This is a genomic window from Anoxynatronum sibiricum, assembly GCF_039414295.1.
Lineage (GTDB): Bacteria > Bacillota > Clostridia > Peptostreptococcales > Tindalliaceae > Anoxynatronum > Anoxynatronum sibiricum.
On record NZ_JBCITM010000001.1, the window covers coordinates 209,618 to 222,588 of the forward strand.

The 12,971-nt window shown below is 48.4% G+C and carries 14 protein-coding genes; 12 read left to right on the forward strand and 2 right to left on the reverse strand.

Annotation, left to right across the window (positions count from 1 at the left end):
* Positions 1-346: 346 nt before the first annotated feature.
* Positions 347-1,849: a hypothetical protein gene (locus AAIG11_RS00910; RefSeq protein ID WP_343184399.1), complete on the reverse strand. Its 1,503-nt coding sequence runs from the start codon at positions 1,847-1,849 to the stop codon at positions 347-349.
* Between the two features lie 526 nt (positions 1,850-2,375).
* Between AAIG11_RS00910 and AAIG11_RS00915 the strand changes: the two genes are divergently transcribed.
* Complete coding sequence (locus AAIG11_RS00915) at positions 2,376-4,028, forward strand: PucR family transcriptional regulator (RefSeq protein ID WP_343184400.1); 1,653 nt, start codon at positions 2,376-2,378, stop codon at positions 4,026-4,028.
* Positions 4,029-4,109: 81 nt separating this feature from the next.
* Here AAIG11_RS00915 and AAIG11_RS00920 read toward each other — a convergent pair whose 3' ends face one another.
* The gene (locus AAIG11_RS00920) at positions 4,110-4,802 is read right to left on the reverse strand and encodes a cyclase family protein (RefSeq protein WP_343184401.1); all 693 of its coding nucleotides are present in this window, start codon (positions 4,800-4,802) and stop codon (positions 4,110-4,112) included.
* A 389-nt stretch (positions 4,803-5,191) separates the two neighbouring features.
* Between AAIG11_RS00920 and ftcD the strand changes: the two genes are divergently transcribed.
* The 11 genes from ftcD (at position 5,192) to AAIG11_RS00975 (ending at position 12,959) form a co-directional block, all read left to right on the forward strand.
* Positions 5,192-6,100 (forward strand): glutamate formimidoyltransferase, encoded by a 909-nt coding sequence (gene ftcD / locus AAIG11_RS00925; RefSeq protein WP_343184402.1) that lies wholly within the window; start codon positions 5,192-5,194, stop codon positions 6,098-6,100.
* 115 nt (positions 6,101-6,215) lie between these two features.
* Positions 6,216-7,664, forward strand: a complete 1,449-nt coding sequence (locus AAIG11_RS00930) for a dihydroorotase (protein WP_343184403.1) — start codon at positions 6,216-6,218, stop codon at positions 7,662-7,664.
* 144 nt (positions 7,665-7,808) lie between these two features.
* Entirely contained in the window at positions 7,809-8,411 is a 603-nt protein-coding gene (locus tag AAIG11_RS00935) for a cysteine hydrolase family protein (RefSeq protein WP_343184404.1), read from the forward strand.
* 94 nt (positions 8,412-8,505) lie between these two features.
* Complete coding sequence (locus AAIG11_RS00940; RefSeq protein WP_343184405.1) at positions 8,506-9,060, forward strand: UbiX family flavin prenyltransferase; 555 nt, start codon at positions 8,506-8,508, stop codon at positions 9,058-9,060.
* Between the two features lie 85 nt (positions 9,061-9,145).
* On the forward strand, positions 9,146-10,498 hold the full coding sequence (locus AAIG11_RS00945) for a UbiD family decarboxylase (protein WP_343184406.1): 1,353 nt from the start codon (positions 9,146-9,148) through the stop codon (positions 10,496-10,498).
* A gap of 14 nt (positions 10,499-10,512) precedes the next feature.
* Entirely contained in the window at positions 10,513-10,794 is a 282-nt protein-coding gene (locus AAIG11_RS00950) for a BMC domain-containing protein (RefSeq protein WP_343184407.1), read from the forward strand.
* Positions 10,795-10,797: 3 nt separating this feature from the next.
* The gene (locus AAIG11_RS00955; protein WP_343184408.1) at positions 10,798-11,088 is read left to right on the forward strand and encodes a hypothetical protein; all 291 of its coding nucleotides are present in this window, start codon (positions 10,798-10,800) and stop codon (positions 11,086-11,088) included.
* A 39-nt stretch (positions 11,089-11,127) separates the two neighbouring features.
* Positions 11,128-11,511 (forward strand): BMC domain-containing protein, encoded by a 384-nt coding sequence (locus AAIG11_RS00960; protein WP_425499396.1) that lies wholly within the window; start codon positions 11,128-11,130, stop codon positions 11,509-11,511.
* Positions 11,512-11,541: 30 nt separating this feature from the next.
* Positions 11,542-11,820: a BMC domain-containing protein gene (locus AAIG11_RS00965; protein ID WP_283408076.1), complete on the forward strand. Its 279-nt coding sequence runs from the start codon at positions 11,542-11,544 to the stop codon at positions 11,818-11,820.
* Positions 11,821-11,870: 50 nt separating this feature from the next.
* Positions 11,871-12,668 (forward strand): hypothetical protein, encoded by a 798-nt coding sequence (locus AAIG11_RS00970; protein ID WP_343184409.1) that lies wholly within the window; start codon positions 11,871-11,873, stop codon positions 12,666-12,668.
* 24 nt (positions 12,669-12,692) lie between these two features.
* Complete coding sequence (locus AAIG11_RS00975) at positions 12,693-12,959, forward strand: EutN/CcmL family microcompartment protein (protein ID WP_343184410.1); 267 nt, start codon at positions 12,693-12,695, stop codon at positions 12,957-12,959.
* The last annotated feature ends 12 nt before the right edge of the window (positions 12,960-12,971 follow it).

Consider the following 12,971-nt stretch of genomic DNA (forward strand, 5'->3'; position numbering starts at 1 on the left):
CGTTGGGGAAATATCCTTGAAACAACGAAACAACATCGCAGGCAATGGGTTCTATATCATTATAGCATGGGAAACAACAGTGTTGACAAGTCTTTCAACAGTTCCTATACTCGATGGAAGGCAGGTGACGGTTGCCTATAATTAAAAAATCAAATCAGACAAAGTTTCAGCATTTCAACATAACAGTCTGGAGAATCTGGTATCTGGCATCATAAGAGCATAAAAAACCGGCTCCGCAGCATGGGGTTTCACTGTGGTAGCCGGTTTTGATAATAATAACAGGCATTCGGGCATTCTGATTAAAAGAGTTGAGCGAAGACTTTGAACAAATTGACCAAATAATTGGTTAGTCGGCCAACACGGCTTGAGTTTCTTCATCGCCGCCAAAGCGCTTGAAGATCAGGAACATGACAGCCATGATCACATAACCGGCAACAAACTTATAGTCGTGGAAAAGCGTCAATCTGGGGGCGTGCATAAAACCTGTGGCAGCCAGAACGGCTGCAAAGAGGGAGGCGTAAGCTGCTTTGGTGTAATCGTTGTCGATGATGTAGACCACGATGGCACCCCAGATTAAACCGGCAAACATGGCACCCTGTCCAAGGGGAACAATCCCGGTGGAGATATTGGCCACCACTTCTCCTGCCGCATTGTTAAAGCGAGTCATGACATAGTTGCCCAGGTAAGGGAACATGGCGATGACCACCGCTGGAAAATGGCGTTGTGGAACAGCGGCAAAAGTTTGTGCCACCATGGAAATACCCACAAATACCAGGATAGGAGCGATGACAGGTACGGGGATAATTCTTGAAATAGCTGCTACTATTCCGAATAGTGACGCTACCATAAAGACGCCGCCGTTGAGAATGGAGTAACCACGACCGGCGTTCATCCATTTGGAACCAACAGAGGCGATGTAGACAGTAGTGGGAAAAACACCGCCGAAAAGACTGCCCAGCATAATACCGCAGCCGTCAACCAGCATACATTCCCGGGCACTGTAATCATCACCGGCAGACGCCATGGCTTCCACGTTATTCATGGTTTCAATAAAGTTATAGATGGAGATGGGGAGCAACACGGCAATTAAACCGACCATGGGGCCCAGCAGAAGACGGAATCCTTCAATGAAGCCCAGGGTGGGCAGGAAAGGATAAACGCCAACGGTTTCCATTCCTTGAGCAATCTGACTCATTTCCACTTCTCCCAGGCTGTAGGCCAAAACAGTACCGATGATAATGGCGAACAAAGAGGCAGGTAGCCTGAAAGGCATGGCTTTTCTTGCAATAAGGCCGACAATGATAATGGCCAATACGGTGAAGCCAATCATGGGCATCTCGTGTACATTGAAAAAGAGCTCTCCGCCGATAAATGTAAAGGCAACACCGGCCAATGCTCCCAGCATGGATGCCCGGGGGAGGGTTTTACGCACCCAGTTTCCGATAAAGCTGCCAACTACTTCTACAACGCCGCCAAAGAAACAGGCAGCCAGACCGATGCGCCATGCCACCTCAGGGTCGCCGGTGAATGCCAGCGCAGGTCCCATAACGCCAAAGAGATACACGAACATAACTGGTGTACTAATACCGTACGAAAGAGCGGTGACGTTGGTTCGACCCTCTTTCTGGGCTAAACGGTTTGCCATATAGGCATAATAAACATTCCCAAAGAGAACCGAAACAGCAGCGCCGGGAATGACGCGTCCATAGACAATGCTTGTGGGGTAACCCATGCCAATAAGCGCGACAGCAATCAGTACGAAGTTTGCCAGATTGTTTTGAAATAAAGCAAAGAAACCGTCGATGTCTTCTTTTTTAAACCATGGATAATTGACTTTTTGTTCAGTCATGCAGATGCCTCCTTATTTCTAATTGATAAGTGCTTTTGTACATGAGATTCAAGATTGCCCGTTTGCCTGATGAATCTTCCTGAAAAATGTCTGCTGGAGTTCATGCCCCCTTTCAATAGTGAGGATGAATGATGCGAAGTAGTATTCATGACACAGGTAAAAGATGCACACTTGCTGCTGATTATATCGTAAATTTCGATTAAATGACAACAACTCCTTTGTGAAGCTTCAACAAATTCAAAATTAACAGATCATTTCAGAAGGAGTATATTGACGAAAACAAGCATGAAAGTTTGGGTTAACAACGACAGGCAGCGTTGGGAAAACGTTATCCGTATCGATGGCGCCACTTTGTAAATAAGTTACAAAGGATTCACAAAAAAATACTATAAGCTATAATAGATTCAAATGGGTTTCCCACAAAAAACAATGTTAGTGGTATATTCAATGGAGAAGCAGGTTGGCAATGGTTTATCAATGGAAAAATATATGATTGAGTTGACAGTTGAGAGGAGAGAATCATCCGGTGAGAAGACAAAATGGCATTTCCATCGAAGATGTGATGAAAATGGAATGCATGAAAAAATGCAGACTGATTGCCGGTTTTGGCGGGATTCGCAACACGGTGTCCAAGGTGAACATTATGGCTGATCCCGATGTGCTGGAGTGGGTAGAAGCGGGAGAACTGCTTCTTACCACCGCTTATTCTTTTAAGCAGGACGATATCGGAGAACAAAAGCAGTTTGTTAAGAAGTCGGCGGAAATGGGTCTGGCCGGTCTGGGTATCAAAATACAGCCCTATCTGAAGGAACTTCACCCAGAGATTATCCAACTGGCCAACACGCTGAACTTTCCCATCATCGAATTACATGATGCCATTCCGTTCTCCGAAATTATGACGCCAATTTTTCAGGAGATCTTTAACAAGCAGGCTTCTCTGTTGAAACGAATAGAAAAAATTCATGAACAGCTGATGCATGTGATGCTCAGCGGTGGAGATTTAAAAGCCATCATTGGCGTCGTGGCAGATAATGTACGGAATCCGGTGCTGGTGAAACTGGAATCGCATGATGAATGGCTGACAGAATGGACAGCTGCAACGCCTGAAATGCAGGAGGCCCTTGCAGAAAATGCTCGGCAGTTTCTAAAACAGGCAGAGCAACGGGGAGATCGCAATCGCTTTTCAGAAAATATGGTCACACTGATGCAACAGCGTATACGACGCATGGTGATGCCGATTGTAGTGAAAAGCCGGGTGACTGGATACTTGATGACCTGGGCGGTGGGAACGCCTTTGGGGGGGTTTGATCTGTCGGTTCTGGAATCTGCGTCCACCACTATTGCGCTGGAGGTATTGAGACAGCTTTCGGTCATGGATGTTGAAAACCGATACCGCACAGAGTTTTTTGAAGACTTGATTTCCATGGATGACACCCGAAAAAAGAAAGCTGTTGAAAAAGCATCTCTCTTTCATTTGAACCCAGGGGATTACTATCTGATGGTGGTTATTAAAATTGACCGGACACCTGAAGGATTAACTGACGAAGTGTTTCAAAAAATGAGCTGGATCACCCAGGAAACAGATGCTTATCTTCGTGATACACAACTGCACGCCCTGGTGATTTCCAAAACAGACAGCCTGAATGTCATCTTCACTTCGGCTGCTGAAAAGCTTTTAAATGAACAGGTGGCCACATACAGTCAGCAGTTGCTGGCCCGCAAACCAAAAAAACTGAGAGACATTGGTTTTCGGGTGGGAATCGGGCGCTGTTATCGGCATTTGGAGCAGGTGGATAAGAGTTACACAGACGCGGTGAAGGCGATTCAGCATGGTCCTTTGATAGGAGAAACAGAAGTTATTTATTTTGAACAGCTGGGTATTTATAAAATTTTATGTCACCCCAGTCTGAAGGAAGAGTTGGAGCGTTTTTATCAGGCGGTATTACTGCCCTTGGTCAGATACGATGAAAAAAAATCCACGGAGCTGGTGAAAACACTGGAAGTCTATTATCAGCAGGGCGGAAATTTGCGCAAAACAGCAGAGGTGCTGTTCACTCACTACAATACGACTTTGTACCGGATGGAGAGCATCCAGCGAATCACCGGAATGGATCTGAACCATCATAAAGACCGGCTTAACCTTGAGGTGGCGTTGAAAGTGAAGAAAATGCTGGAATAGAAAGCAGAATAAAAGACCTCCCATAAAACAATGATACTGTCTTATGAGAGGTCTTCAAATGTGCTCAAGGGGTGGTGAGGGCTATTCTTCGATCAGTGCAACAGCTCGAATGGGTGAACCGGATCCGTCCCGAATGCGTAGGGGAAGGCCCATATACAGAAAGCGGCGGTTTACGACCAGATGTAGGTTGCACAGGTTTTCGGTGTTGGTGATATCGTACTCACCACACACCAAGTGGCCCGAGAAATCGGTGTCTTCAGGATGATCAATGGCGGGCGCGTCAACACCTATGTTAACCACTCCCTGTTCTGCCAGCCATTTGGCCCCTTCATAGTTCAGACCGCTGTAAGTGGTCTGCCAGTGTTCGGTTCCGAAGTAACGGTCAAAATGACCTGTGTAAAGCAAGACAATATCACCACGCTGAATGCTTTGACCCGATTTTTTTACAGCTTCCTGAAGTTCTCTGGGCCCCATGTGCTGGCGAGGAGTGATATGGGTCAGGTCAATGCAAATGGCACTGCCCCAGAAATGCGTAAGAGGCATGTGGTCGATGGTGGCACCGCTGGGCTTGTATTCCCAGACGGCATCGGAGTGGGTGCCGCCGTGTTCGCTGATGAGAAGATTGCGAGCAGAAAATCCAAGAGTCTTGCTGCCGGTTGCCTGCTGATTATCCTGGTGAGTCATGTTGGTCATGATAAATGTGGGCTGGTGCATGGGAAAGACAGACATACCCTGAAAGATTTCCTGAGAAAGGTCAATAAGCTTTAATGCCATTTCGAATCCTCCTTTATGATCATCAATGTGCTTTTGATCATCAGTATACCCAAGTGGCTGTCAAATAACAACGTTCCTGTCTTCAATATGATTAGCCAAAAAAAGAACCGGGTAGAAACTCTCTGAGGGAGGTGCTTTCATTGCCACTGGAATAACCTGGCGCTTGCCCACGGATTCTGGAAGCCAACAAAAAAGCAGCCAGTTAGCAGATGTACACAAGATGACAACGTTATCATCGGTGAAGAATGAGATAAGTTTGTTAATTAATTACAAAGGATTTTGTCTGAATCTGTTGAAAAATAGGATATGATAGTAAGTGAAGAAATAAAGCAGCTCTGTTAACAAACAAATACTGTTTACAGGCAAAGAATGTTGAAGGAGGCGTGTCCATGTCTGCTGAGAAACAATATGTACTGGCAGTACCAAATTTTAGCGAAGGCCGCAGAAAAGATGTTATTGAAGCGGTGGCGGCAACACTGAAAAATCGCACAGGCGTGACGCTGGTCAGTGTTGAACCTGAACATGATTTCAACCGAACAGTCATCACAGTCATCGGCGAACCGGAGCCATTGAAAGAAGCGTTGCTGGAAATGGCGGGCAAGAGCTATGAACTTATTAACATGGAAGAACAACAGGGCAGCCATCCCCGCATTGGAGCACAGGATACCATTCCGCTCTTTCCTTTCAAGAATATCAGCCTGGAAGCCTGCACCCAGCTGGCGGAGGAAATTGGACAGGCAGTGTATGAGCGCTATCAGGTGCCGGTGTTTTTTTCCGGACAGAATGCCCGGAATGAAGATCGAAAGGCGCTGTCATTCATTCGAAAAGGTCAATATGAAGGTTTGAAAGAAGTGGCCCATACAGACGAGCGCAAACCGGATATCGGACCCGCTGCTTTGCATCCCACAGCCGGAGCCACCATCGTCAGCGCTGACACCGAAGGATTGACAGCCTACAACGTGTTCCTGGCAACAGAAGATCTTACGATTGCCAAAGAAATAGCCAAGGGAGTCAGAGGGCCCAGTGGCGGGTTTTCCACGGTGCGTGCCGTGGGCATTAAGTTTCCGGAACGATCTGGGGTGGTGGTATCTATGAATATGTTCGACTGTGGCGCAACCCCTCTCTATCGCACCTTTAACTTTGTCAAGCAGGAAGCGGCCCGATATGGGGTGGCTGTGACTGGCTCAGAGCTGGTGGGACCAGTGAAGTTGGACTACCTGTTGAACTCACTGGAGTTTTACCTGGGACTGGAAGGCTTCCGAAAAGAACAGATTTTGGAAACGCACCTGATGAAATAACCCTGAGAATATTCCTGTAAAAATGACGCATGCCCGGCGCTTCTGGCCATCATAGGGCGCCGGTAGATATCGATTCATCAACCAAATTATTCACCAATACCAAGGAGGTTAACTTATGAAAGCTGATGTTGTTGTCAAGAATGCCCGCATTCCACAGGGAGATGACACTATATTAACCAATATTCTTGTCGTGGATGAGAAAATTGCAGGTTTTGTCACTGATTTGGAAGGTGTCGAGTATGACCATGAAATTGATGCCATGGGTCATCTGACCATTCCCGGCTGCTTCGATTCCCACACCCACTTCATGGACCCGGGTTTTGAACACCGGGAAAATTTCCTCACGGGTACTTCATCTGCAGCTGCTGGCGGTCTGACCACCATCATGGACATGCCCTGCTGCTCCAAGCCTTCAGTGAGAAGTATTCCAGAACTGGAAAGCAAGCTGAACCGAATAAAAGACAAAGCCGTTATCGACTTTTGCTTCTGGGGCGGCGTGACCGGTGAAGACATCCGCGCAGGCAAGTATGATATTGTCAAAGAGCAGGCTGATTATGGCGTATGCGCGTTCAAGGTTTACATGACACCTTCAGTACCCACCTATGAGCGGGTGACTGATCCTGAAATGCTGGAAGCCTTCAGACTGGTTGCTGAAACAGGTCTTGTGGTGGGGATCCATGCTGAAAACTATGCCATGTGCGATTATTTTGTGAAAAAGTTCAAAGAAGAAGGCCGCACCGATGGTCCCGCATGGGCCGAAGCTCGACTGGAGCTGGCTGAAAAAGCAGCCATCCAGCTGGGAATCAGCTTTGCAGAAGAAACTGGGGCTCGTCTTCACATTGTGCACATGAGCACTGGCATTGGTGCCAAACTGGTGGGTGAAGCCAAACAAAAAGGGCTTGATGTGACTTCAGAAACATGCCCCCATTATTTGATGCTGAACTATCAGGAAGCCATGACAGAGCACCGGCAGTTTGCCAAAATCGCACCACCTCTTCGCACCAAAAAAGATAACGAAGAGTTGTGGGAAGGTCTGCGAAATGGCAGCGTTGACTTTATGGGAACCGACCATGCGCCTTATGAAATTGCCACTGAGAAAGAAGGCATTGTGGATGGCGTTGAACTGGATATCTGGAACTCTTTCCCGGGAATTCCGGGAGTGGAAACACTGGTACCCATCATGGTCAGTGAAGGCTATAACAAGGGCCGCTTAAGCCTCAGCAGATTGGTGGAAGTACTCAGCACCAGTGCTGCAAAGCAATACGGTCTTTACCCGAAAAAAGGCGCCATGCATATTGGTTCTGATGCCGACTTTACCATCATTGATCTGGACAAAGAATGGACCATCGACCAGAAAGAAACCTATTCCATGGCCAAATACAACCCCCTTCATGGCATCAAACTGAAAGGAAAACCCTTCAAAACCGTGGTACGTGGAACGGTGGTCTATGAAGATGGCAAAGGAATCGTTGGCAAGCCTGGTTATGGTCAGTTTGTTAAACGTCAAAACATTCAAAAGCTGCCCCGCACCATCAACTTTACCGGAGTGGATTTTAGATCCTAATCATTCTTAGAGAAGTATGAAATGAAAAATGGCAAAAGGGACGGCAGTAACCTTAGGGAACAGCCGTCCCAATCAGTCAAATCATGCTTTGTGTAGTTGAAAACGAATGGTAATCAAGTGTTTCATATCAAAGGAGGAAATAAAATGCCAAGACATGCCATTTTAGTCATTGACATGTTAAATGATTTTGTTGGAGAAAAAGCACCACTGCGCTGCCCAGGCGGCGATGACATTATTGAACCACTGCAGAAGGTTTTTAAATGGGTACGTGCCCGCAAGGATGATGATGTGCATCTGGTGCACATTCAGGAAGCTCACCGTAAGAACGATGCCGACTTTAAAGTGCGTCCGGTACACGCAGTGGACGGCACCTGGGGTTCTGATTTTATTCCGGAACTATACCCTGAAGGCGATGAGTATATTGTGAAAAAGCGGCGTCACAGTGGATTTGCCCACACCGATCTGGATCTATATTTAAAAGAAGAGAAAATTGATACCGTCGTGGTAACTGGTGTTTGGACAAACGTTTGTGTGCGCAGTACTGCCACCGATGCCCTGGCCAATGCGTATAAAGTGATCACCCTCAGTGACGGATGCGCCTCCAAAACACAGGCAATGCATGAACATGGCCTGGTGGATCTCAGCATTTTCACAAAAGTGATGACCATCGATGAGTACATTGATGCCTGGGAAAAAGGAGAAGATCCATGGCTGGGTGGCGGCGACGCTGAAAACAAAGTAGAATAGAAAAAAGAGCTGCTGATGATGAGGCAGCCAAACAGGGTGAATGCTGTCTTTTCAGGGCAGCATTCATTGAAATTGGAAGGATGTGGCGCAACCCATGAAAATCATTGTCGGTATTTCCGGCGGCAGCTGTGCCATCTATGGCGTTGCGTTGCTGCAGGTTTTAAAACAACTTGGCATTGAGAGTCACTTGGTGGTTTCCACCATGGGGGAGCATGTGGTAAATCATGAGTGTGGCATGAGTCTTGAAGAGCTGAAACAACTGGCAACAGTGACTCATGATAACAAGGATCTGGCGGCACCTATTTCCAGCGGTTCCTTTCGAACAGACGGAATGGTGATTATTCCCTGCTCCATGCGGACGCTGGCCGCCGTGGCCAATGGCATCTCAGACAATCTGCTCACCAGGGCGGCAGACGTGGTCATGAAGGAAAAGCGAAAGCTGGTGGTGGTCCCACGGGAAACACCCCTCAGTGTGATCCATCTGGAGAATATGCTAAAGCTGGCCCGTATGGGAGTGACCGTCCTTCCGGCATCACCTGGTTTCTATCACCACCCTGAAAATCTTGAGGATATTATTGCCATCATGGTGGGCCGCACCCTTGATCAGTTGGGCATCGATCACCAGCTGTTCAAGAGATGGGGAACCTAATCAAAAGAGCTTCGAAAAGTGATATGCTGTGGTATAATAAAGCAATCAAATACAGTGGGTAAAACCTGCAGAAAGGAGGGAGTGGATGGAAAGGCAAATGCTCAGAGCAACCCTGGAAGCCTTTCGAAAAAGAGGTGACCTGAAGGTATGCCAGACGGAAGTTGACCCGATATTTGAGCTGGGAGCCGTTTTGAAATATTACCGGAACGAAGTGCCTATTCTTTTTGAGCGCGTCAAAGGTTACCAAATGCCAGTTGCTGGTGCTATTTTTGGTGAACGGAGTGCTTACTACGACCTTATGGGGATGACACCGGAGAATCGCCTCTTTAAAATGATGGCAGCGGTGGCTAACCCACAGCCAACCCGACTGCTACCCAATGGACCGGTGAAAGAGAATATTGTCACCAGTCGCATCGATCTGCAGCGCATGTTCCCAATTCCCAAGTTTCATGAAGATGATTCTTCCACCTACCTCACATCAGGGATCGTGGTGCTGAAAGATCCAGAAACCGGCCAAACCCACATTTCTGTGCGAAGACTTCAAATCAATGGTGGCAATGAAGTGAGCGTGTTGGTGGCCTCGCCCCTGGCTCAACGCCAATACGCCCAGATGGAGGCTCAGAATCGACCATTGGAAATTGCCATCGTGCTGGGGTATGATCACACCCTTTTATTGGCTTCACAGATCAGCAGCGAGGTTTATGGTGTCGATAAGTATCAGGTTGACAGTGCCATGAGGGGAGAACCATTGGAACTGGTGAAATGCCACAGTGTTGATCTGGAAGTGCCTGCTTATGCGGAAATGGTGCTGGAAGGCATTATGCCGCCACATAAACGCAAGCCAGAAGGCCCCTTTGGAGAGCTTATGGGATACTATGGCGGCGTGGGGCCTCATCCGGTGGCAGAAATAAAGACGGTGATGCACCGAAATCAGGCGATTTTTCTGACGGCTTTTCCATGTCGTGAAGAACATCTTTCCAACGGCCTGATCAGGGAAATGGAGCTCTACAATGCTGTTAAACTGATGGCTGATGTGGCTGATGTTAACGTGACCGTGTCAGGAGGCTGCCGCTTTCATGCAGTGGTGGCGATTCGCAATGCACGGCCAGGGCAGGCAAAAAGTGCCATCCTGGCGGCGCTGGGGAGCAACAAGGACTTGAAGCATGTGGTCATTGTGAATGATGATGTGAACATTTACAGTCATGACGATGTGGAAGCAGCCATCGCCACCCGGTTCCAGGCTTCTCGAGATCTGGTGGTGATCCCCGATGCCATCGGGTCAGGGCTGGACCCGTCCAACAGCCTGCGGGGTGTTACCGATAAAATGGGATTGGACGCCACCCGACCAACGGATGAAAACGGGCAACGATTCCATCGGGCGGTGATTCCGGGATATGAAAAGATCGATATCAGCCGATATTTTCCGGGTGAAAACTAACGTGAAGGATGGAGATGGTAGTAATGCAAGCATTGGGCTTTGTAGAAACCAGAAGTCTGGTCGCCGCCCTTCAGGCAGCGGATACCATGGTTAAATCTGCTGATGTCAGAATTGCTGACTTCAACTATGTCGGTTCAGGCATTGTGGCGGTTATCGTGGAAGGCGAAGTGGCAGCTGTTCAGGCAGCGGTGGATAATGGCCGGCTTGAAGCGGAAAAACTGGCTGAAATTATCGCATACAATGTGATCGCCCGCCCCCATGATGAAGTGGCAGTGATGATGGAGCAGGAGGCGTAAAAAATGGCAAACCCACTGGCAAGACAAGTATTGAATCACATGGCTCAAAAAGCTGGCGAGACTGGTGCTGCTCATGCTGCCCCAGGTGGGACACCGACATTGCCTCAGGCTCCTGTTCAGCTTAACCCGCATGAGGAAAAACTGATGATGGATTTGATTCACCTGCGGCAGACACTTTATCCAGGCAAAAAAATGCAGGCATCTCAGAGCCGCCGTGAGGAGCCGATGAATGACAGGGTATCAGGTCAAAAAATGGTCTCGCTGTCGGAACTGGCAGGCAAAAATAGCCGTTGAACTGCGGCATTACCAGAAGTCGTGAAAGGGGGGCAATAGATGAACTCAGCATTGGGACTGATTGAAGCCATTGGGCTGACATCTGCCATGACAGCGGTTGATGCTGCCTGCAAAGCGGCAGACATTAAGTTCATCGGTTATGAAAAGATCATCGGAGCAGGAGCGGCCATTTCGGTGACGGTGCATTTTGCCGGTGAAGTTGCGGCCGTTCAGGCAGGGGTGGCAGCAGGAGTGGCGGCAGCTCTTAAATCGGGACGCGTGCTGTCTCACCACGTCATTCCCCGGCCCCATGAAGAAGTGGATAAGCTCATTGAATGGTTCAGGCAAGAAAAAAAGGATTCGCTTCAATCACCACCGGCCGGCGATCCCACGAAGGGTGACAAAGCCGAAGCGGTTAAAAATCAACGTACAAAAACCAAGTGATCCAATGGATCCGGAACAGGAGGAAAGAATATGAGTCAAGCATTGGGTTTAGTAGAAACAAAAGGGTTGGTAGGAGCCATCGAGGCAGCGGACGCCATGGTGAAAGCAGCAAGTGTCACCATTGAAGGGTATGAGAAAATTGGTTTTGGACTGGTCACCGTTATGGTGCGTGGTGATGTGGGTGCGGTAAAAGCAGCAACAGATGCCGGCGCAGAAGCTGCACGAGCTGTTGGCGAACTTCATTCCGTTCATGTCATTCCACGACCTCATTCTGAAGTGGAGCGGGTTATCCTTAAAAAGTCGGAATAGCCATTGCATGATTGTATGAATGGTGCCCGTCCCAATAGGAGGGATAATCCGTGAATCAGAGAAATCAAACAAAGCAGATTCTTGCACATTTATCAGGTCAAGTTGGCAAGCTGCCTGGCAAAGAAACTGACGTTGTCAGGCATCCGGCGTGGAGCCACTCATTGCAGGAACCCAGGCTGCTGGCTGTTTTTGCAGGCAATCCCATTGGGTTGGAGCAGACCATTCAAACTCTGACCAGCTGGAAGAAAAAGGGATATACCTATGACGCCGCTTTTTCGGCGAACGCAGAGGCACTGATGGAATCAGATGCCATTCTAAGAGCGCTGCAGCCGGTTCAGGTGATCCATCGCAATATGCAGGAACTGAAACACTACACACTCAATCACCTGTCGGGGGTGCTTGTGCCGCAGATCACCCACAACACAGCTCGAAAACTGGTTCAGGGCATACAGGACGGACTGGTGCCCAACCTGCTGTGGCAGGCGTTATGGGATGGGATTCCTGTCTACATGAATCTGGAAAGCCTGAACACCTACCATGGCAGACCTACACAAAACCAGGCAATGAACCGCATCATGAAACAAACCATCAGTTCATTGAAGGAAATGGGTGTGCGGGAGATGAACCAGTTTCAGGGAGTCAAGACTGAAAGAGTGGCAGCAGGAAAAGACTTGCCAGACGTGATCAACCGTGATCAAATGGCAGGCGCGGTTCAAGTGATTACCGAGAAAGATGTGCTGACACATGCCGCAGGAGCCACATTGGTGGTGGAGGCGGGAGCCATTGTGACACCGCTGGCTCGGGACACGGCAGTTGAAAAAGGAATACAGCTCATTCGAAAAACTTAAGGCAGTCGGCAAGGAGAGAAGAACATGCGTATTGGAAAAATAATCGGCACTGTAACGGCAACCAGAAAAGATGAGCGGTTAACCGGATGCAAACTGATGTTAACCCAGCCTCTAAAGGACGGCCAGCCAGCTGGCGACCCGCTGGTGGCGGTGGATACCGTTGGGGCAGGCATTGGTGAAATCGTGCTGTTTGCCACTGGTGCTGCTTCCCGCCATGCTGCCAACCGGCAACAGTCGCCCATTGATGCTGCTATTGTCGGAATCATAGATTCGATTGATCTGGCCAAATAGGCCGTTTGAAAG

What these genes read in the sequence shown, in the direction of transcription:
- AAIG11_RS00910 (WP_343184399.1), bottom strand. Translation starts at nt 1,849, where the DNA reads ATGACTGAACAAAAAGTCAATTATCCATGGTTTAAAAAAGAAGACATC.
- AAIG11_RS00920 (WP_343184401.1), bottom strand. Translation starts at nt 4,802, where the DNA reads ATGGCATTAAAGCTTATTGACCTTTCTCAGGAAATCTTTCAGGGTATG.
- ftcD (WP_343184402.1), top strand. Translation starts at nt 5,192, where the DNA reads ATGTCTGCTGAGAAACAATATGTACTGGCAGTACCAAATTTTAGCGAA.
- AAIG11_RS00930 (WP_343184403.1), top strand. Translation starts at nt 6,216, where the DNA reads ATGAAAGCTGATGTTGTTGTCAAGAATGCCCGCATTCCACAGGGAGAT.
- AAIG11_RS00935 (WP_343184404.1), top strand. Translation starts at nt 7,809, where the DNA reads ATGCCAAGACATGCCATTTTAGTCATTGACATGTTAAATGATTTTGTT.
- AAIG11_RS00940 (WP_343184405.1), top strand. Translation starts at nt 8,506, where the DNA reads ATGAAAATCATTGTCGGTATTTCCGGCGGCAGCTGTGCCATCTATGGC.
- AAIG11_RS00945 (WP_343184406.1), top strand. Translation starts at nt 9,146, where the DNA reads ATGGAAAGGCAAATGCTCAGAGCAACCCTGGAAGCCTTTCGAAAAAGA.
- AAIG11_RS00950 (WP_343184407.1), top strand. Translation starts at nt 10,513, where the DNA reads ATGGTAGTAATGCAAGCATTGGGCTTTGTAGAAACCAGAAGTCTGGTC.
- AAIG11_RS00955 (WP_343184408.1), top strand. Translation starts at nt 10,798, where the DNA reads ATGGCAAACCCACTGGCAAGACAAGTATTGAATCACATGGCTCAAAAA.
- AAIG11_RS00960 (WP_425499396.1), top strand. Translation starts at nt 11,128, where the DNA reads ATGAACTCAGCATTGGGACTGATTGAAGCCATTGGGCTGACATCTGCC.
- AAIG11_RS00965 (WP_283408076.1), top strand. Translation starts at nt 11,542, where the DNA reads ATGAGTCAAGCATTGGGTTTAGTAGAAACAAAAGGGTTGGTAGGAGCC.
- AAIG11_RS00975 (WP_343184410.1), top strand. Translation starts at nt 12,693, where the DNA reads ATGCGTATTGGAAAAATAATCGGCACTGTAACGGCAACCAGAAAAGAT.